Source organism: Paenibacillus sp. RC21 (assembly GCF_044907935.1).
Taxonomy (GTDB): Bacteria; Bacillota; Bacilli; order Paenibacillales; family Paenibacillaceae; genus Paenibacillus; species Paenibacillus terrae_A.
In genome coordinates this window covers 457,039-476,846 of record NZ_JBIYCS010000003.1, presented here as the reverse complement: position 1 = coordinate 476,846, position 19,808 = coordinate 457,039, and the positions used below count along the sequence as shown (strand labels likewise).

At 43.2% G+C, this 19,808-nt stretch carries 19 protein-coding genes; 5 read left to right on the top strand and 14 right to left on the bottom strand.

Features of this window, described 5'->3' with window-relative positions:
- Positions 1-53: 53 nt before the first annotated feature.
- From ABIA61_RS11940 to ABIA61_RS11925, 4 genes are all read left to right on the top strand, one after another.
- Positions 54-362, top strand: coding sequence for a hypothetical protein (locus ABIA61_RS11940; protein ID WP_044647859.1), 309 nt, complete (start codon positions 54-56; stop codon positions 360-362).
- A 50-nt stretch (positions 363-412) separates the two neighbouring features.
- Positions 413-1,120, top strand: coding sequence for a class F sortase (locus ABIA61_RS11935; protein WP_404580775.1), 708 nt, complete (start codon positions 413-415; stop codon positions 1,118-1,120).
- 2 nt (positions 1,121-1,122) lie between these two features.
- Positions 1,123-2,250: an amidase domain-containing protein gene (locus tag ABIA61_RS11930; RefSeq protein WP_404580774.1), complete on the top strand. Its 1,128-nt coding sequence runs from the start codon at positions 1,123-1,125 to the stop codon at positions 2,248-2,250.
- 87 nt (positions 2,251-2,337) lie between these two features.
- A complete protein-coding gene (locus ABIA61_RS11925; RefSeq protein ID WP_283655026.1) occupies positions 2,338-3,828 on the top strand; it encodes an oligosaccharide flippase family protein in 1,491 nt (496 codons plus the stop codon).
- A 79-nt stretch (positions 3,829-3,907) separates the two neighbouring features.
- Here ABIA61_RS11925 and ABIA61_RS11920 read toward each other — a convergent pair whose 3' ends face one another.
- Positions 3,908-4,360, bottom strand: coding sequence for an SRPBCC family protein (locus ABIA61_RS11920; RefSeq protein WP_283655025.1), 453 nt, complete (start codon positions 4,358-4,360; stop codon positions 3,908-3,910).
- Positions 4,361-4,805: 445 nt separating this feature from the next.
- Between ABIA61_RS11920 and ABIA61_RS11915 the strand changes: the two genes are divergently transcribed.
- Positions 4,806-5,357, top strand: a complete 552-nt coding sequence (locus tag ABIA61_RS11915) for a DUF4367 domain-containing protein (RefSeq protein WP_404519851.1) — start codon at positions 4,806-4,808, stop codon at positions 5,355-5,357.
- A gap of 101 nt (positions 5,358-5,458) precedes the next feature.
- Here the strand turns inward: ABIA61_RS11915 and ABIA61_RS11910 are convergent, their stop codons facing one another.
- From ABIA61_RS11910 to ABIA61_RS11850, 13 genes are all read right to left on the bottom strand, one after another.
- Positions 5,459-6,784 (bottom strand): prolyl oligopeptidase family serine peptidase, encoded by a 1,326-nt coding sequence (locus ABIA61_RS11910; RefSeq protein ID WP_404580772.1) that lies wholly within the window; start codon positions 6,782-6,784, stop codon positions 5,459-5,461.
- Positions 6,785-6,885: 101 nt separating this feature from the next.
- Positions 6,886-7,767 carry an AraC family transcriptional regulator gene (locus ABIA61_RS11905; protein ID WP_283655022.1) on the bottom strand — a complete coding sequence of 294 codons (882 nt, stop codon included), beginning with the start codon at positions 7,765-7,767 and terminating at the stop codon, positions 6,886-6,888.
- 444 nt (positions 7,768-8,211) lie between these two features.
- Positions 8,212-9,015, bottom strand: coding sequence for a histidinol-phosphatase HisJ family protein (locus tag ABIA61_RS11900; RefSeq protein ID WP_283655021.1), 804 nt, complete (start codon positions 9,013-9,015; stop codon positions 8,212-8,214).
- 18 nt (positions 9,016-9,033) lie between these two features.
- Positions 9,034-10,149 (bottom strand): ABC transporter ATP-binding protein, encoded by a 1,116-nt coding sequence (locus ABIA61_RS11895; protein WP_283655020.1) that lies wholly within the window; start codon positions 10,147-10,149, stop codon positions 9,034-9,036.
- Complete coding sequence (locus ABIA61_RS11890; protein ID WP_052646828.1) at positions 10,146-10,976, bottom strand: carbohydrate ABC transporter permease; 831 nt, start codon at positions 10,974-10,976, stop codon at positions 10,146-10,148. Before ABIA61_RS11890 ends, ABIA61_RS11895 begins: the two co-directional genes overlap by 4 nt.
- Before the next feature lie 10 nt (positions 10,977-10,986).
- Positions 10,987-11,925 carry a carbohydrate ABC transporter permease gene (locus ABIA61_RS11885; RefSeq protein WP_137061976.1) on the bottom strand — a complete coding sequence of 313 codons (939 nt, stop codon included), beginning with the start codon at positions 11,923-11,925 and terminating at the stop codon, positions 10,987-10,989.
- A gap of 82 nt (positions 11,926-12,007) precedes the next feature.
- The gene (locus tag ABIA61_RS11880) at positions 12,008-13,375 is read right to left on the bottom strand and encodes an extracellular solute-binding protein (RefSeq protein ID WP_283655019.1); all 1,368 of its coding nucleotides are present in this window, start codon (positions 13,373-13,375) and stop codon (positions 12,008-12,010) included.
- Between the two features lie 150 nt (positions 13,376-13,525).
- Complete coding sequence (locus tag ABIA61_RS11875) at positions 13,526-14,884, bottom strand: aspartate aminotransferase family protein (RefSeq protein ID WP_283655018.1); 1,359 nt, start codon at positions 14,882-14,884, stop codon at positions 13,526-13,528.
- Positions 14,865-15,686, bottom strand: coding sequence for a phosphonoacetaldehyde hydrolase (gene phnX, locus ABIA61_RS11870; protein ID WP_283655017.1), 822 nt, complete (start codon positions 15,684-15,686; stop codon positions 14,865-14,867). Before phnX ends, ABIA61_RS11875 begins: the two co-directional genes overlap by 20 nt.
- Positions 15,676-16,785, bottom strand: coding sequence for a 2-aminoethylphosphonate--pyruvate transaminase (phnW, locus tag ABIA61_RS11865; protein ID WP_283655016.1), 1,110 nt, complete (start codon positions 16,783-16,785; stop codon positions 15,676-15,678). The genes phnX and phnW overlap by 11 nt, the downstream gene beginning before the upstream one ends.
- Positions 16,782-17,756 (bottom strand): CehA/McbA family metallohydrolase, encoded by a 975-nt coding sequence (locus ABIA61_RS11860; protein ID WP_283655015.1) that lies wholly within the window; start codon positions 17,754-17,756, stop codon positions 16,782-16,784. Before ABIA61_RS11860 ends, phnW begins: the two co-directional genes overlap by 4 nt.
- A complete protein-coding gene (locus ABIA61_RS11855) occupies positions 17,753-18,733 on the bottom strand; it encodes a CehA/McbA family metallohydrolase (protein ID WP_192510354.1) in 981 nt (326 codons plus the stop codon). The genes ABIA61_RS11860 and ABIA61_RS11855 overlap by 4 nt, the downstream gene beginning before the upstream one ends.
- A gap of 264 nt (positions 18,734-18,997) precedes the next feature.
- Positions 18,998-19,792 (bottom strand): DeoR/GlpR family DNA-binding transcription regulator, encoded by a 795-nt coding sequence (locus tag ABIA61_RS11850; protein WP_283655014.1) that lies wholly within the window; start codon positions 19,790-19,792, stop codon positions 18,998-19,000.
- Positions 19,793-19,808: the final 16 nt, after the last annotated feature.

Here is a 19,808-nt window from a genome sequence, read left to right as displayed (position 1 = left end):
TTCATACGGAAAATATATTTATGAATTACCAACTATCTCAAGGAGGCAATAACATGAAAAAAGCAATATTGACTGTAGCGTCCCTGGCTGTACTTCTGTCAGCAGGATCAATGGTATCTGCAGCACCCGCAACGGAAAAGCATGAACACAAAATGCACCAACATAAGGTTAAGGCTCATGCAAAACATGAACACAAGCTGCACGCCAAGAGCAAACATGAGAAAGTCCACAAGCTACATGCGCGTGAAGCTGCACCTGCCAAAATGATTGGAGAAAAAAGCATTCATGCGAAAAGTATAAAAGCAAAGGCTACTAAATTGCCAAAAACCGGATTCGGTGGCGCGAGCGAGCAAATGAATTAGGGAGGGGTAAAAGGAGAGGGTTAGCTTGTTAACCCTCTCTCTTTCTTCATATGAACAATAAGTGGATTATTCGTGTCATTGTGCTATTGATTTTGCTGGGTAGTACGAGCTGTTCATCTTCGGCTGAACCTCAAGGTAGCTCCCATGCTAACTCCAGCCACACCCCGGCTAAGCCTGAAATTCAACAAACTAAAACGACGAAGCCCTTACAGGTTAAAAGTAAACCTTTCCAAGGGAGCATTCCACGTAAAATCGATATTCCTGCGGTTCGTATTCATTCGATTATAGAACCGGTAACCTACTTAAAAAATGGTCAAATGGGCGTTCCAGGCAACAAGGATCGAGTAGGTTATTTATCTACTGGTATATTGCCAGGAGCGGCAGGTAATGCAATTATGGATGGTCATGTTGATACATACACAGGCCCGGCAGTTTTTTATCCTCTTAAAAAACTGAAAAGGGGGGATTTTGTGTATGTGACTGGCGATGACGGTTGTAAGCTACAGTTTGTTGTGGAGTCGGTAAAATTTTACTTAACCTCTGAAGCACCGATTCAAACGATTTTTGGCCCTACAGAAGAACACCGTTTAAACTTGATTACCTGTGCCGGACGCTACAGTCGAAGCAAGAAGGAGCATGAAGGAAGGCTGGTCGTCTTTACCAAATTAACACACATGAATTCAGCCTGTGAGAAAATTACGGTTCAAAACAAGGACAATTCCAAAAACAACCCAATTATTTTCAAGGAGAATGAATAATTGTGCTTAGGATCAGAAAATTACAATTGCTGTGCATGATCTTAATAATAATTCCGGCTTACAGCTTCTCTTTATTTCATGCACAAGCCGAGCCAGCTAAACAGGATAACGTTACCCCTTTTCTTCAAGAACTGTTTGATGACCGTACCCGGTTGTTAATGGATCAGGACAAAACGCATATCGAAGACCATTACTTATTTAAAGATAAACGAAGCAGCCAATATGCGTACCTTCATGAACTAAACAGGGCCGAATATATTCATGAATGGGCCAAGTTTCGAAAAATAAAATTTGTGAATGCGAAAAGTTCCATTCGGATAGCCCGGGCCATAGTGTTGGGCGATACGGCAAAAGTGTCACTTGTTCAGTCCTTGAAATTGAGCTATGAGTATATCGACAGCTATCCCGGTCGGCATGATTTTGGAATTGGAACACGTCATGGCATTACACTGAGAAAAAGAGATAATCGTTGGTACGTGGAACGTGAATGGTATTCAGATCCTCTGGAAGAGAATTCAAAAAAAATTCAAAAATCCGACTTATTTTTTACTCCCCATAAAGATCCGGCAACACCAGAAAGGGTTATTCATAAATACAACAGGGCCCGCGCCGTTGACTATGCGAACAAGTATGCAGGAACGACATGGGGAGCAGGTAATGGTCAGCGATATAATCAAAAATACCTGGATTATAACTCCAAAGGAGGCGATTGTACCAACTTCTCCTCCCAAGTTATCGGGGACAAGGAGGAAGGTGGAGGGCTTCCTATGAAATCAGGGTGGCATTACTTGTATCGCAACGGTGGAAGCCAATCCTGGGTTCAAACGGACGCATTTAAAAATTTTCTGCTACGCTCCGGCTATGGAAGGATTATAGAACAAGGAAGCTTCTCCGATATTGTCCAATCGGTCAATGAACGACAGCAGCATGTTAACAAGCCCCAGTTGCTTCCAGGTGATTTAATTGCTTACGTATTACAAGGAGACGTAGACCACTTCTCGGTTGTAGTCGGATTTGATCAGAGTGGCTATCCCTTAGTCAACTCCCATACCGCAGACCGTTTCAGAGTCCCCTTTGACTTAGGGTGGGATAAAAATACCAAATATTTGTTGATTCATATACAAGATTAAGCATCATGACCCTTAAGACTTGTTCATATCCCGGAGGTTGCTGTCATAGGAATAAAATGGACAGCTTCTAATGGGGTGGAAAATGATTTGAAATTACCTCTTATATTAAAACAAACCATGGTGAGAGCTAATGCGATGATTGTTGTAAAAGCCATCGGTTTGGTTGGAAAAGTATTTATGACACGACTTGTTGGAGCTGAAGGAATGGGCCTTTATCAGCTAGCCTATTCCTTCTATAGCTTAATATTGATGATTATTTCAGGGGGATTGCCGACAGCTTTGGGTATGTTTACAGCTAAACATACAGCAAGAGGCTGGCGGTTGTTCAAAGTATTTGCGATATTCCTGATTCTCACAGGATTGGCATGCAGTATCTTAACCTTTTGGCTATCAAAGCCGATCGCTAATTTGCTCGGCTATCCACAGCTCGATTTTGTAATTCGATGCCTCTCCCCTGCTATACTGGCCGTTCCCTTGCTAAGTCTGCTGCGCGGATATTTGCAAGGGCTTGAAAGGTACACTGCGATTGCCCTTTCGGAAATCATAGAGCAAACCGCCCGGATCGGTACTTTAATGTTGCTGGTGCCACTATTTATTCAATCCGGCATCGAGTTTGCTGTAGGCGGAGCGGTACTGGGAACTTTTACAGGCGCATTGTTAGCCTTTGCTGTGCTTACTGCTTTTTTTATGTATAACCGTCCCTCTGTAGCTTTATCCCCCCCATCAAGTCGAGCAGATTTACCTTTAGTGGTACAAGCTTCCTTTGCTATTGCACTTACACGCTTGCTTATCCCAACTTCCGACTTTATGGATGCGATCATCATCCCTCAACGATTACAGGTTGCCGGGGTTTCTTCCAAAGAAGCAGCGGAGATGTTCGGTATTGTCACAGGTATCGCTCTTGTCGTCGCTTATATGCCTACTTTAATTACAGGCTCGTTAACACATACGCTCACGATGAAAATAACTTCAGATTGGCAAAATAAGGAGTATAGCTTATTCTACAAAAAAAGCCATACCGCCCTTCAGGTAGCATGGGTGTGGGGATTAGCCTCTGGTTTCTTCATTTTTGAATATGCCTCAGAAATTTCCCTATTTGTTTTTGGTATGCAAAGTGCTGAGATCCCCATTAAATCATTGGCGATGTTACCGTTACTCGTCGGATTGCGGGAAATTACAACAAGCATCTTATGGGCACAAAATCGGAAGAAAACTCCCTTTATTGGCCTTGGAACAGGAGTCCTTGCCAATTTCATCATTCTTTATTCCTTAGTTTCCATTCCCGGTCTTGGATATGCCGGCATGTCCCTGGGAATCATCATGCTGGAGCTGATCGCAACGGCCTGGAATTTCAAAGCCCTACAACCCTTCCAACGAACCAACCCCCGTACAGCCATTGTGCTGTTGATGGACATTTTAGTTTTTGAAGCCATTCTTATCGTTGGTACGCTGTGTTCCAAGGCGTTATCCTCATTGGGCTGGCCGGAGACTGTTCATATGATTGTAGAGGTACTCCATTACTGCTTCTGGTGTGCTATGTATTTGAAGGTACGATTAAAGAGCGTTTTCGAAGAGTAGGGAAGGCCTCCCACAAGTTTATTAAACTCGTGAGATGCCTTTTTCTATTTGATAATATTATTAGCTTTCAGATTTCTAATCAGCTATTGGTCATCATCTTCTTGTCGAGCTGATCAAGTACCATCGGCCATGCCCGCTCGTGCTGGTCCCTCGAATTTGTATCTGGAAAACCTGCGTGCGTTAGGCGAAGCTGTGTGCCATTTCCGCTGAGTTTAAGCTCAACGGTGAGCACCGTTTCATGCCCCTTTGTGCCCCCTTCCCCAGTAACCCAGGTCAATTCGATAAGGCGATCTGGTTCAAGTCTTAGAAATCTTCCGTAATGCGGATGACGTTTTCCCTCAAAATGCGTTTCGAAAAAGAAGGCTGTATTCACTCGGGCGTCCATGATTACGGACCCTGGGGCTGCAAACCATTGCTCGAACTGCTTGGTCCACGCTTGATACAGGACAACAGGGGACGCCTCCATTTTTCGTTCCACCGTCAGATGATGCGGCCTTTGTGAAATATCTGGCAAAGAAATAGGTAGTGTCATTTCATCTTCAATCCCTTCAGTCCAACAGCATTTTGATCATGTCTACATTATTATAACCATAAAGATGTAAGATAAAAAAAGCCACTCAAATGAGTGATAGCTAATCATCATCTGGATTCTTCGCTGCTGCTTCAAGTATTTGGGCGCTTCCTCAGAAGACAGAGAAAGGTTGGAGCATCATTTTTACGTCTAATGTTTTTCTCGGATTACATTTTTTATTCTGGATTGAATCTTCTAGCAGATGGTCTGTCTGGAGGCGCTCTCTGAGATATAATGAGCCGTCTTATTTGCATGTAATCAAACCAAAGAAAAAAGGCTACTCAAAAGTTCAACGAACTCATGAGAGCCTCAAAAAAATCTGATCAGAGTTAACATCTCCTAACCCCTTGCTACAACAAGGGTTTTTGGCATTTTCACATCATGCCGTCCATGTTGTGCAATTGGTATGTCCGCCCCAACCAAATTAGGTGCTGCTCCTACAACTGTAAAAGGAAATGTATATGTTCCAGTAAAAATATACAATATTCTTTTCTCCAATCCTAAAACGGTTAACGTTACTCAACAAACCATTACTATTCATACACCACAAGAGGAAAATGTACAAATTCCGAATCCGCTTGTAGAATTTAAAACATTACAAGCTGCTGAAAAATCTGTAGGCTTTGCAACTTATGCACCTTCAATCCTTACTGATGAATACAAGCAAGATTTGATCCAAGTCATAAGCAATTCAATCGTTGAAGTTTTTTATAGCAATGGCAAAGATACCAATCGTTATAGAGTAGCGGAAGGCAGCGAGGATATTAGCGGAAATTATGAAATTTATAGTCAAGTCTCCAAAAAGGATATACATGGTACTGACATCACAATAAAGGGGAATAATAATGTAGTAAATCAAGCAGCATGGACGCAAAACAATAAAAGCTATTCCTTGTTCTTGGAATCTGGCGTATCCGTTCAAACCCTGGAAAAAATTCTGAAACAGTTGTCTGTATAAAAGTATTTATGAAGTAACTAGCCCCCCATCACTCTAAGAAGCTGATGAGAGGCTTTACTGTTTAACGATAAATAACCTTTTTATTTACATAGCTATACCTTTCAGTCCAATGTTTTGGAGGCTAGCCACTGCATCATCGTTGTTTTCTTTCCGTTAATCACCTTCGATACTTCGTTGTTATACACGTAAATCCAGGACCAATGGCCATTGTATTCATACGGTGTTTTGTCGCTCTTCTTGTACAAGCCGGAAGTATCCACTACGTTGTCAAATAACGACATATGAACATCCTTTGCTCCGGCATTCACTAAACGGTTGTAGGTCGGAATCATATAATCGTTGGGCGGTACTATGGTGTCGGTTTTGGCGGCCACAAACCAGATCGGCAGATCCTTCATTTCGCTAATTTGTTCATCGGTTATAAGGCTATCCTTCAAGGCTTCACACACAACCATAGCTGCTGCAAAATAGTCTTTATAATCACGGATCATCAGCATAGTCATGTATCCGCCGTTGGAGTCTCCGCCAATATAGATTCGATCTGTATCAATGTCTTTGTTCTTGGCCACGTAGTCCTTAATTAAGGACATCAATGCTTGCTCATACTTCGAGGTTCCATCTCCAAAGCCTGTAAAACCATCCATCCAGTAGGTTGGGGTCTGAGGCGCCAACACATAAGCCCCGCCAAAATAGGATTGAATGTCCTTAGAAGCAAAATTTGCCGCTTTATTTCCAGAGATCGGAATCGTTGGATCTGTGCCTCCTTCCCCCATACCGTGTAGCCAGATTACTAGAGGGTTTTTTACTTTGTCTTTTGCCGGCGTATAGTCCGCATAGGTTAAAGTAACCCCGTCAAAAAAAGCTTTGCCGGTTGTAAATTGATCAACAAGCTTCCGTATCTCACCTGTGGAAGTATCAATCTTCAAGCCGGAAATCGTTCCTGATTGGGTTTTAATAGCTTTTTGCTGCGTGATCGTGTATTTGTTTTCATTCCATCCGTTAAACCCGGAACCTGCATCATAATGAATAGCGGAGCTTAATGTTATGGCCGGGCCGATCTCCATTTCCAATACAACGTAGTTTCCGGTTTTCTTTACAGGGTTGCCGCTTTTGTCCGATACATAGGACTTGGTGATCTTCCGGTTGCCTTTTTCAACAAAGGGATTTACCAACCTGCTATCGCTTCTTTCTACATGCACCTTAAATGTATCCTTTGTTATCGCATCTTTGGGTACCGGCTTACCCAGGTTAACAATGATCTTCGTAATGGTTGCTCCCCAATCCTTAACCTCCGCAACCGTCCGGTATGAAGTGGGCTGTATCTTTATATCCTTGGCCCATGCACCAGAACTGAAAGCCAGGGTCGTACCGATAGCCAGAGTAAATATCATGGTTGTTTTAGCAGCCTTTTTAAACCGTTTAAACATGATGTCGTACCTCCCAGGTCCATTTGTGAAACGCTTACATTGTTTATTTTAATGATTTCTTTTATTTGCATCCCGCCTTTTATTAACCTAATTAAGGTCATTTACTGACTCCTGGCCCCAGAACACCCCTTGTTCCCTTTCCGGTATTGATGTGGTGTAACCTGATAAACCTTCTTAAATACCCTGGCAAAAGATTTCTCGTTCGGAAATCCGTGCTCCAGCGCAATTTGTATGATGGAATGGTCCGTATTCATAAGAACACGAAAAGATCCCTCCAGGCGGATGGCATTGATATATTGAAATAGGGTCATGCCTACATGCTTGACAAAAAAGCGGGACAAATACTCAGGAGATAACCCAAAAACCTGGGCTATGGAATCCAGCGATAAGCTCCCATCGTAATTCTCTTTGATATAATCGGTTATCAACGTCAGCCGTTCCAAATATTTATTGGAGTTAAAGCCACGGATAGATTCATTGTCGGTTTTAAAATGCTTTAACAAAAGATACACCAGTTTATAAGATAACGACGTTAAATGGATATGTGCTAAAGGGTCATTATTCTGGTTGAGGTAAGCTGCAAATAATGTGTTTAACAAATCACGCAGCTCCGCAAATTGCTGCAATCTCTGCTCGTTGGTTTCGAAAATGGATATACAGTCAAATGAAATGGGATTACTGCCGTTAACATTTTCTCTAATAAATCCACAAGGAATCAGAACGGTTATAGCCTCTCTTCCTTTTCCCTTAGCCACAGAAAAGGAATGAATAGCATTTGAATTGATGAGCACTATATCCCCCTCTTTGGAGCTATAATTCGCGCCATCAATATAGATATTATCGATTCTTCCTGAAAGCACATAGGATATTTCTATGCTGTCGTGCCAATGCCCAGGTATGTAAACTGGTTCATTTGAGGAATGAACTATAATTTTTAATGGAAAATGATTGTCTGCCTGGACCATTTCATATTTGTACTCCAAGTTTGTCGCCCCTCTCAGATGTGAACATAGTAATATAGAAGAAAATGGCTTCAGCAGAATGCCGAAACCACTTATATTTAACCTTTCTCTTTCTATAAATAAAAAAACCTAAGTACAACAAAATACATAAGATCCTTGGATCTTAACATTTTGTTCCTTAGGTTTTGCCTGCGTAACAGTAACAATCCTAGTACTATTCATTTAACTAAGCTAAGTATATAGTGGGTTAAAATTTATGTCAACGCTTTCATTTTGATTTTTAGTGTTTTAAGTCCACCGATATACCACTGCATTCAAACCACCTCAAAATAGAACATTCGCTCTTATTATATACAAATATACGTTCTGTATTGAACACATAAAAAACGCTGGTGCTAATTTCCAGAGTTCTCCTGTCCATCCTAACAACAACCACTGCCATTACATTGACAGTGGTTGTCATTACTATATGGACACCAAATACGGCGCTCTTCTCTTAAATTGCACAACCTCTTGAATACCTAGGCCATGCAGCAGCTCTATCGCTTCCGCAAAGCCTTGCTCAACATCCCCTACCTGATGTGCATCCGAACCAATGGATACCGCACTGCCGCCTAAATTCACATACATGTCGAGAATATACGGATGAGGGTGAATCCAGCCTTGTCGATATAGTCCTGTCGTATTCAGCTCAAGCACCTTTCCCTTCTCGATGATTAGCTTCAAAATATCATACAAAACAGGTTTGCAAGCCACAATATCTTCTTCATCAACTGGATAAATCGTATATCTCGTAACATAATCCAAATGGGCAACGATATCATAATTATCCATCTGGTCAACAGCCTCTCTTACCTGCATAAAATAGTGTTTAAGCCTTTGCTGGATGGGCAGATCATGATAAGCCTTTTCGGAAAAGTCAAGGTAACCATCATTATGCGCAGAAAGCAAAATGACGTCAAACTCGCGCTGAGCCAAATATTCGTTTATGACGTCTTTATAGTCGCTTCGAAAGCCAACCTCGATGCCTTTGCGAATCTCCATAGGATAACGCAGTAATAGCTCTTCCACTTCTCTATGGTAGCTCTTCCAGTCAATATGAACATCCTGCTTGAAATATTTGCAATCATACTCTAAATGGTCTGTCGTAACGATAGCAGGCTTCCCCAGTGCGAGCGCATATCGCACAAGCTCCTCCAGCGTTGAGTTGGAGTCAGGCGAATAGGAGGAATGCACATGCTGATCGATTAAGAGATTGGGTATTGTCATCCTTTACTCCTTCTATTTCTATTGAAACTGCAAAAGATTGCGCCCTTCGTCTGTCATATCGAACAGATGGAATTTATTTGGCCTAATGCCGATCAAGACCGTCTCGCGCTCCTTTAGCAGTTTCTCGTTATCAGTCAGTAAACGAATCATAATATCGGACTGTCCAGCTGGATCCGTCATTTTCACTAATTGTCCATTACCTAAATGCTCAATAAGATCAATTTCTAGCATAATAGCTGCTTCATTTGGTTGCTCCGGAAAGAACAAATCATGAGGACGTACGCCCAGTTTAACCGCTTTCCCTATGTGCTGCTCCTCAACCCTGCGCGCCGGAGGGATTTCCAATTCGAACAGTTTCGTCTTCACCCACTGCCGGTTCTCTCTCAGCTCCACGGTTCCGTCAATCAAATTCATAGGCGGATTGCCTAGAAAGCTTGCGACGAACAGGTTAGACGGATGATGGAATAGTTCATTCGGGGGTGCGTATTGCTGAATTTTTCCGCCGTTCAGAATAGCTACCCGATCAGAGATGGCTAAAGCTTCCTCTTGGTCATGCGTGACAATAATAGTCGTTACTCCTAATTTGCGTTGGATTTTCCGAATTTCGTCTCGTACATCCAATTTTAATCGCGCATCCAAATTGGACATCGGCTCATCCAGTAGTAAAATTTCCGGGTCCTTGGACAATGCTCGCGCCATGGCGACACGCTGCTGCTGGCCGCCTGATAGTTGCGAAGGCTTGCGATCGAGCAGATGATCGATTTGCAAAATTTTACTCGTTTGCAGAGCACGCTCGTACGCATCCTTCTTAGACATTTTCCGCTCGCGAAGCGGAAACGCGATGTTGTCACGAACCGTCAAATGAGGATAAAGCGCATAGGACTGGAACACCATACCAATATTTCGATCCTTCGGCTCCACATGATTGACAAGCTTATCCTTAAAATAAATTTCCCCGGAAGTTGGCTTCAGTAACCCAGCCAGCATCATAAGTGTAGTCGTTTTCCCGCAGCCTGAAGGACCTAGCAGCGCAACAAATTCACCTTTTGCAATTTCAAGATTCAACCCGTCAACTGCACGGCTTTCGTTTTGCTTACCATCATAGTTTTTCACGATATTTACAAGAGAAATCATACCTGCTTTGCTCCTCCCAAATTGACCTTCAGGAATACTTTTTGAGTAAAGATATAGAACACAACTAGCGGAATCGTGTAAAACAAACCAATCGCCGTGATCAATCCATAGTTCATAATGACATTTTCCTTCGTTACCAGACGAGACAGATAGCCAGCCAGCGTCAGCATATTGTCATCGAATATGAAAAGCTTGAATAGAAACCATTCACCGTAGGCGCCTAAGAAGGCGAACACTGCAATCGCCCCGATGCCTGGCAATACATACGGAACGAGCACCTTCATGAGGGCTCTAAATCTCGTACATCCATCGACCATAGCCGCCCATTCCAAATCCCACGGTACCTCGTCGAAGAAACCTTTCATAATATACACTCTGCCTGGCAATGATCCTGATATCGCAACGAGAATAACGCCTAAGTACGTGTTCACCAGATTCATTTGAACAAGGATGAAAAAGGTAGCGATAATGAGTGTAATGCCTGGAAATGAGCGCATCAGGAACAGGAACTTCATTGCGCCCAGCTTTCCTTTGAAATCGAGCCTGGAGAATGCATATGCGGCAGGTACGGCAATAAAAATTTCAATCACCACAATAAGAAACGAATAGACTAATGTATTTAGAACAATAGGCCAAATCGCCGGCAGGTTAACCCCCGCATACTCGACAGGTTCTTTGACAAAATTGAAGTTCTCCAGTGAAAATTGGCCTGTCGTGCTATTAAAGGTTGCCGAGAGAAAATACCATATAATCATTCCAACGATAGGCATGGTGAATAACAGCAGATATGTGTGCACGAGCAGCTTTTTTACAGTAGTTGTCGACATCTTGGCCCTCCTAATCTTCAATGCGTGATGGCTTGATCATTTCATCGAAATCAAACAGCCTCAGCAGCCATAATGTCAAAATAAGCGAGATCAGAACTACCACAAGAGAAAGAGCGGCACCGTAGCCATAATATTTTAAATTAAAGGCCTGCTGATATGCATATAAAGATAACGTTGTCGTGTCTCGCATAGGCCCGCCATTGGTCAGTAGCAAGATGAAGAAATAGGAGGACACAAAACCGATAAGGTCGGATATCGTAATATACATTAACGGCCATTTTAATGAAGGAAGGATAATTTTAGTGATGACCGATTTTTCACTTGCTCCATCTACTTTGGCAGCCTTATACAAATCTTCAGGTATGGAGCTAATTGCAGCCGATAACAGAATCATGCCGCCTGAAGTTGTAGATACAATGGTAGCAATGATCACTACAGCCATAGCGATTTTCGTAAACCACGAAATGGGATCGCCATCTGGCTGGAATAAGAGCAGAACCTTATTGATAAACCCCTCATCCGTAGGATCAAATAAATATTTCCAGAACGTAACATATACAACAGCAGGAATGATGCTCGGAATTAACCATAGGACACGATAAATGACTGCCGTAAATTTACCCTTCAAGAAGTACTGGGTCGCAATCGATATAAATAAACCAAAGAACAAAGAGAACACGAGCGTAATAACTGCAAATATGAAGGTGTTCCATAAAATTTGAGGCATGCTGTAATCGGAAAATATTCGCTTGAAATTATCCAAACCAACAAAGTTGATTTTCATTGATGCATTCAAATCCGTGAAGGACATGATAATGGTCGCAATAGCCGGAAGAATAAAAAAGACTAGCACCAGAAGAGCAAAGGGCATAATGAATAAATATGGGTACACTTTCTTGGTAAAAGGCTTCTTGTAAGCCGTCTTGGCCAAAGCCACTGGGATCTCCATAATGAGATCTGCACCTGCTTCCTATAAAGAAAATATACAGAAAAGGCGCTCATGCAAGCAGAGCACCTTTTCTGTATCATCGTTATTCTACAATGAGACTGTCCGCTGGTACATTTTGTTGTACATCCTTTTTGAATAGCTCATAGGCCTGAGATGCTGTTCGACCTTTTGTCAGAATAGCATCAATTCCAAGCGTAAAAGATTTCATATAGACCGCATAATCCATTTGAGCCGGGCGAGTTTTCGTAAAATCGATTAAATAAGCATGATCTTTGTAGAAGCTCATTTTTTGGAAGCGCGGATCCTCCTGTGCTGCCGCCGTTACAGGCAGCTTGCCGCTCTTAAGCGTATGATTAATCTGCAGATCTGCATCCAGCACATGCTCAATCAGCCTTTGAACATAAGGCATCTTTTCATCATCCACATTAGCTCCTACATAGATCATCGCAGGATTGCTGTAGGATACAGGCTTTCCTCCCTGCTGAACTGACGGAACCGGAATCCAGATGGCATTTTCCTTAAACCATTTTTCATAGCCAGCCAAGTCATCATCCATGCCAAGTTGCTTACGCATGACTTGATAAAATTCAGTACGGGCAAATTCAGCGAATAACTGGCCTTTAATGAACAGCTCCGCAGCCTTGTCCGTATCAATATCAGCAATCCCCTCCGTGACTACGCCGCGCTGCAGCGCGTCATACCAAAACTCATAGACCTTCTGCGTATTTGGCGACAGCACCATCTTGTTCTGTTCCGCATTATAATTGAAGTTGCCGAATGTATAATTCCAGCCCTCAAATCGGGTATCCTCAACTCCAAAGCCTACCTTAACCAGCTTTTGCTTAACAGCCGCATCTGCAAGATCAACAAGCTCGCCGAATGTAAAACTGCCGGAATCAACACGAGCCTTCAGCTCATCGATTTGCGCGGCTGTCCAGCCCAAGCCTTCCAGTGCCTTTCGGCTAATGAATACAGGAGAAGCGTCCATATCCTGAATAACGCCATAGTAGTGGTTTTGGTACTTCATAATGTTATCGTAGGATTTTGGCATGTTTTTGAACACATCTGATGTCCCAACCCAATCCACATCGCGGATTAGACCGGCGTTCAACTGCCACCCAATATCTACGCTGGAGTTAATAAACACATCTGCTACTTTTTTAGCTTGCGCTTGCAAAATCAGCTCATCATCGCCAACGCCAGGCCACCAGTCTATTTTGATCTGCACATTTTCCGACTTCAATTCTTCGTTCAAACGCTTTTCTGCTTCTATAAAATTGTCCTTACGCGCTCCCCATGTGTTCTCACGAACGGAAATCACGACCTCTTTCATATTCCCATCATTGCTAGAAGACTCTGTAACCGAACCAGAATTTGAGCCTGTACTACATCCCGCTAACAATGTAATACTTGTAATTATACTAACTAATCCAAGTGCAAGCCTCTTCATGCTTCTAAACCCTCCTCGTTTTCCAGCTATCACTGGCATAACTAAACTATAACGGAGAATTGTAAAAACAGTGTCAATTACACATCAATTATTTGTTTTATTTTATTTTCAATTGTATTCATGTTGTTTTCACAAGTTATTAATCTGCTTTCATTTTGTGAACACTTGCTCCAGCGATTGATCCAAAATCAAAATAGCTTCCTCCATTTGTGTAATACTGGTAATTAGTGGGGGGACAAGCGTAATGACATTTCCGCTGGATACCTTGAAGCTTAGTCCTCGGGACAAGCATTCATAGAGAACTTTCTCAGCGCCTGTCACTTCCTTCTCTTTTGTCTCGCGATCAGATACGAGTTCTATTGCCGCAAGCATGCCTTTAACCCGAACATCACCTATTACGGCATACTTCTTCTGCAACTCCCCAAGATGAAAAAGCAGCCATTGCTCCATACTTTGCGCATGGTCAAGCAGGTTTTCCTTTTCGATGTATTCAATGGTAGCCAAAGCTGCCGCACAGCCTACAGCACTTTTCTCATGGGTATAATGTCCGAGTGAAATATCGCCCGCAATATCCAAATGCTCTCTCGCAACGATGCCCGCCATCGGAAAAATCCCGCCTCCAAAACCTTTACCAATGACGACGATATCTGGAACAATATCATAATGCTCGTGAACGAACATTTTGCCTGTACGACCTAATGCCGTCGGTATTTCATCCAATATGAGCAACACGCCATAATCGTCGCAGATTTGACGAAGTCGTTGCATATAGGCAACGCTAGGAATCTGTACATCCGTGCTTCGAATAGGCTCAAGAATGACAGCGCACACATCAACTTCTCGTTCCAACATATAGGATAGGTAGTCCAGATTTTTGGCAGCAGCCGTTTCTCCTTCACCAAAGATTGAACGATAGCTGTTATAAGGCATCATATGCTCTGTTCCAGTCATCAACGGTCCAATCCCACTCCTGAATACAGCTTCGCCACCAACCGATATTGCATCCAGGTTTGCGCCATGAAAGGAATCCCACGTCGAAATGGTTTTGTGCTTACCGGTTGCTCTGCGTGCAAGCTTTAGTGCTATTCCAATAGCACTTGTACCTCCGGGTGCAAATAGCACCTTGTTCAAATCTCCCGGTGCAAGCTCGGTCAGCTTCTGTGCCAGATCAATCGCAACCTGGCTCGTATATCGGCGGGGCAGAAATGGCAGCTGCTGCATCTGTTTAATGATGGCATTCATTACATGCTCATTTTTGTAACCCACATGATGAACGCTATTTCCATGAAAGTCCATTACTCTGCGTCCATCCACATCCTCAATGTATATTCCCTCTGCACTTACAATGGCATTTAAACATGGCGTGGACATCGACTGATGAAGAAAGAGCTTGCTATCCTGGTCCAAGACAGCAAGCGTCTCTTCACTTAGATGCTCATCTTGCCAAGCTTGACGTTCATCCGTTCCATTGATATCTCCTTCTATACGACTATTGATGCGGATTGGCATAAGGCAGCTCCTTATTCATCAATCGTTCATTGATTTGCTCAATCATCGCAGGCAACTGGGATATGTCCTCAATAACGCCATGCGCTCCTGCTTCCATATAGTTCTTACGCACACCAGCCATAATCTGACGTTCTTCCTCTGGAGACAAATGCTCTACCTCAGCTTCCGTAAGACCAAGCATAGAGCTGCCTTTCACGATACCAATCGCCCACACGCCTGCACTATTTGCCTCTTGAATATCAGATATCGTATCTCCGACCTTAACCACTTGTGCATGATGACCCAGACCAAGCTGCTTCATATTTTCATAGATCATATACGGATAAGGTCTGCCTTTATCCATAACCAGATCAGGAGTTACCCAATGATCAGGTTCGTAGCCATATTCCTTGGCAGCCTTTTCCACAATGGAAAGCATGGTGGAAGTATAGCCTGTCGTTGCTCCAATTTTTAAGCCTTGCTGCTTCAACAGCTGTATGGTCTCTACAACATGTGGATTTGGCCTTCCATATTGCGGGAGAATAGACAGCAGTCTAGGTTCAAATCGATCATGCAGCTCATCAATATCCGCCTCCGTATAACTACGGGCAAATTTCACCTGAAAAGAAGCTTCTATTCTTGGCATTTGCAGCAACGATCGAATATGATCCCGCTTCAGTTGCCCCATTGGAGCACGAACCTCTTCCATCGTTAATGGGATGCCCATTTCCTTGAAAATATCCATAAACACCTGCACTGGTGCAAAGCAGCCATAATCAACTGTCGTCCCTGCCCAATCTAAAATAATGCCTTCAATTTTCATATTTGGTCACTCCAACATAACGTAATATTTGCTCACTTAATCGCTCCATATCCTTGGCATGCACATCCCCTATATTCCCGATTCGAAATACATTAGCATCTGTTAATTTGCCAGGGTAAATGACAAAACCAGCCGACTTCAAGAAGTTATAAAAATGTTCAAATGCAAAAGGAATATGTGTTGGATACAAGAAGGTTGTAATAATGGGAGACTGTAGCTCCCTTGGCAAGTAGGCCGTAAAGCCAGCTTGAGTCAACCCTTCCACGACGATTTGCTGGTTGGTCCGATATCGCGCATGACGGGCTTCCACGCCGCCCTCTTCATCTAGCTCCTTTAGCGCCTGCGCAAACGCGTGCACGACATGCGTTGGCGAAGTAAAGCGCCATTTGCCAGCATCCTTCTCCATCGTCTCCCACTGGTCATACAAATCAAGCGATAACGACCGCGCTTTTCCTTTGCATTTTATGAGCTCATCCCTTTTACATAGAATAAAGCTAAAGCCTGGAACACCCTGGATGCATTTATTTGAACTGCTTATTATAAAGTCGATTTGCAACTCCTCTACTTCCATCGGAATGCCTCCGAAGCTACTCATTGCATCAATTATTGCTATTCGATTATTCCGCTTAATCACATCCATCACCGCTTCAAGCGGATTCAGAATGCCTGTTGTCGTCTCACAATGGACCATGGCCACATGTGTAATAGCTTCATCCTCAACCAGTTTTCTCTCCACTGCTTGTGGATCTACCTGCGTATTAGCTTCAAATACAAGAGATAGATGGGGAATTTTGAGCACCTTTGCGATTTCCTCGATGCGCTTCCCATACGCGCCATTTTGCAAAATTAACAGCTTGCCTTCACTCGGGATGACAGATCCAAGCGTCGCTTCAATACCGAAGGTGCCACTGCCCTGCATGAACAGAGCGGCATAGTGCTCGTTAGATGTGCGGCCAACCTCTAATAGTTGCAGACGAATCTGCTCGACAATCGCCTTATACTCATGATCCCAAGTGCACCAATCCTTTAGCATCGCCTCTTTGACCGTTGATGTTGTGGATAAGGGACCCGGTGTTAATAATAAATACGGATTGCTCATAGCTCCTCCAATAACTGCCGCTCAGATTTCGGGTAGATTGGATTGCTCCACGCTACTCTGCCCGATGCATCTACACATTCCACTCGTACATATTGCTCATTATTTTGAATGATATATTCGGCTTCGGTGATGCATTGACCCGTCGGATCCATTTCAGCCAAGCCATTGTCCGGGAAAGTAATAAAACGAATGCTTCGTACAGGAGAGCATTTGACTTTAAACCTGTCGTTCTCAATGCGAAGATCATGGATCATGGGACCATTGGAGCTATAATAATGACCTGCTTTTATGGCCTCGATAATCGCCTGTTGCTCTAATTGATCGGTCTCTACAGCTATCCAACCTCCATAAAATTCGGATACCACCATATCAGTCGGCCCCCCGTGAGCATCGTCTGCGGCGATTGCGTTTACCTGCTTGCCTCGCTTGAGAACATAGTCCCAGTAGGATACACCATAACCTACCGCCTCTTGGATTTCGGATTGATGATTATAGATTTCGATCGCTGCATAGCCCTCAAGTTTATGCAAATCCTCTTCCCGATTTTTAGACCATTCGGGATGATTCATAATGACAAGATTTCCTTTGCTCCTCATTTCATCAATCAATTGCTGAATGGTATCCAAGCTCTCATAATCCGGCTTTGCATGTTCCTCATCATGCTGAAAAGGCTTCTCTGCCAACAATGAGCGATCCAAAAGTCCATGCAGATGATACTGCTGACCGGTCGTATTACGTTCCATCTCGCAAGCCATTTCATAGCCGTCCAGCATAATAAACGTTTCCGTGTCATACGCATCGCTATGAAAATAGATCTCATGGTCACTCAAGCACATAAAATCATAGCCCTTAGAGCGATAGGCTTCTATCATTTGCTCTACGGTATACTCGCCATCACTGCGAAAAGAGTGTGCATGAATGTTTCCTTTATACTTTTGACAGACAGCATCCAAAAGAACAGCATCTCTCATTGTTGTTCCTCCTCCGCCAAATCTCCCACAAAGATCGGATTAGACCAAGCTACTCTGCCCTTCTCGTCCACACATTCGACCCGAATATATTGCATGTCCTTCTGAATCATCATGCTTCCAGAGGTCATCAGCTCACCTGTCTCGTATTGCACGAGGAACGGCCCGCGTTGTGGAAATGCTTTAAACATAATATATTGGCAGGGCGAACACTCGACGTTGACGAACCCATCCTCCACACGATAATCCAGGATCTCAGGTCCAGAACTGGAATAAAACTGTCCCTTCTTTAGTGCATCTATAATCCCTTGCTGCGAAAGCTCCTCCGCCTCGACAGAAACCCAGCCGCCCCCATACTCAGCAATTTTGCTGTTTGGGTCATGATTGTGCGAGTCATCAGCAGCGATCCCAAACACACGCTTGCCATTTTGAAGCGCATGATCCCAGTAGGCCGCTCCATAAGACGAACTTGGCGTCCATTCCGTGGCATGATTGTATATTTCAATCGCAAAAAATCCATCGTACTGAACCATATCCTCGAAACGTGTCAAATGCCATTCCGGGTGATTGAAAATGACGAGATTTCCATGAGCCTTCATTTCATCAATGAGCTTCTGCGGAGATTGTGATCCCTCCCAAGGAATGGGAATCTCAAACGATTGCAAATGATGAAATTGTTCCTTCTCCGACTCTATTGTCGGATCACCCAGCACTCCAAAGTGGTAGCCAGAGTCTTTATCCGGCACGTGATTCAAACCTCCTCTTTCCATGCCTGGCAGCACGATGAAAGAATCCGTATCATATTCAGCCGTACGAACGAATACATCATGATCCGTTATACTGATAAAGTCGTAGCCCTTATCCTTGAACGCAACGACAACATCCAGCGCCTCTTGCGATCCATCTGACCATGTCGTGTGTAAGTGCAAATTTCCTTTGTACTTCCTTTTGCTTTTGTCTAAATACACTGCGTCTTTCATCGTCACCACTCCTGTTTTTATCATCATCAGATTACTAGGAACCTGCTGAAGCGCAAAATTATGAACACAAATAAAAAAATGCTTTTAATTGCTTTTATTTTTATTTATGTTGTTTTTATTATTCTACTGCTAAAAAACAATCAATACAATGCGATCCCAAATATTTAACATAGAGATTACAAATTTAACACAACAACAAACAACACAAAAAAAGCTAGTAGAGAAGAAATTCCTTCTCTACTAGCTTTACGCCTGAATCAAGCCTCACGTATATGATTCACTCGGCATCATCCATTTTGTATTGGAGTCTTCCAGCTGCGTCTTCCATTCTGATGGAGGCTCCAGTTCCGAAATAACCACATCGACATTCTCGAAGTCGCATATCTTAACCATAGACCGCTTGTTCCATTTCGATGAATCCGCCAAAACGATGGAAGTTTCCGACTGCTGGATCCATTTACGAGTCAACGTAGCTTTCTCATAGTCATAGCTTGTAAATCCGTGCTCCATCGATAAGGCATCTACAGTTACAAATGCCTTATTCACAAAAAAATCCGACATATTTGCTTCTGCAATAGCACCTGATACACGGAGATGCTTCACGCTCACTTCGCCGCCAAGCATAATAATTCGGCCATCGAATTGCTCTCGTTTCTGAAGCTCGATCAAGGACATCATGGCAGAGATCGAGCTCGTTAGAACGGTAACCTGCTGCTTCTGAGATAGATACGGGATAATCTGAAGCGGTGTCGTGCCTTCATCTATAAAGATAACGTCATGATCATCAATTAGTGTAAAAGCAAGATATCCAATTTTCTCCTTCGCCTCTTGGTTAATACAGGCTCTTTCAAACAATGCTGGCTCTACCTCTACCTTCAGCTTGATCGCACCGCCATACACCTTCTTGAGCTTATTCTCCTTCTCCAGCTCATCCAAATCTCTACGAATCGTTTCTGTTGTAACCTCGAACATGCGTGCTAGGTCGCCCGCAATGACCTTCCCATGCTCGTTTAGCATGTTCATAATACTTAGCTTTCTTTCTTCACCCGCAAGAGACATTGCAAATCCTCCTATT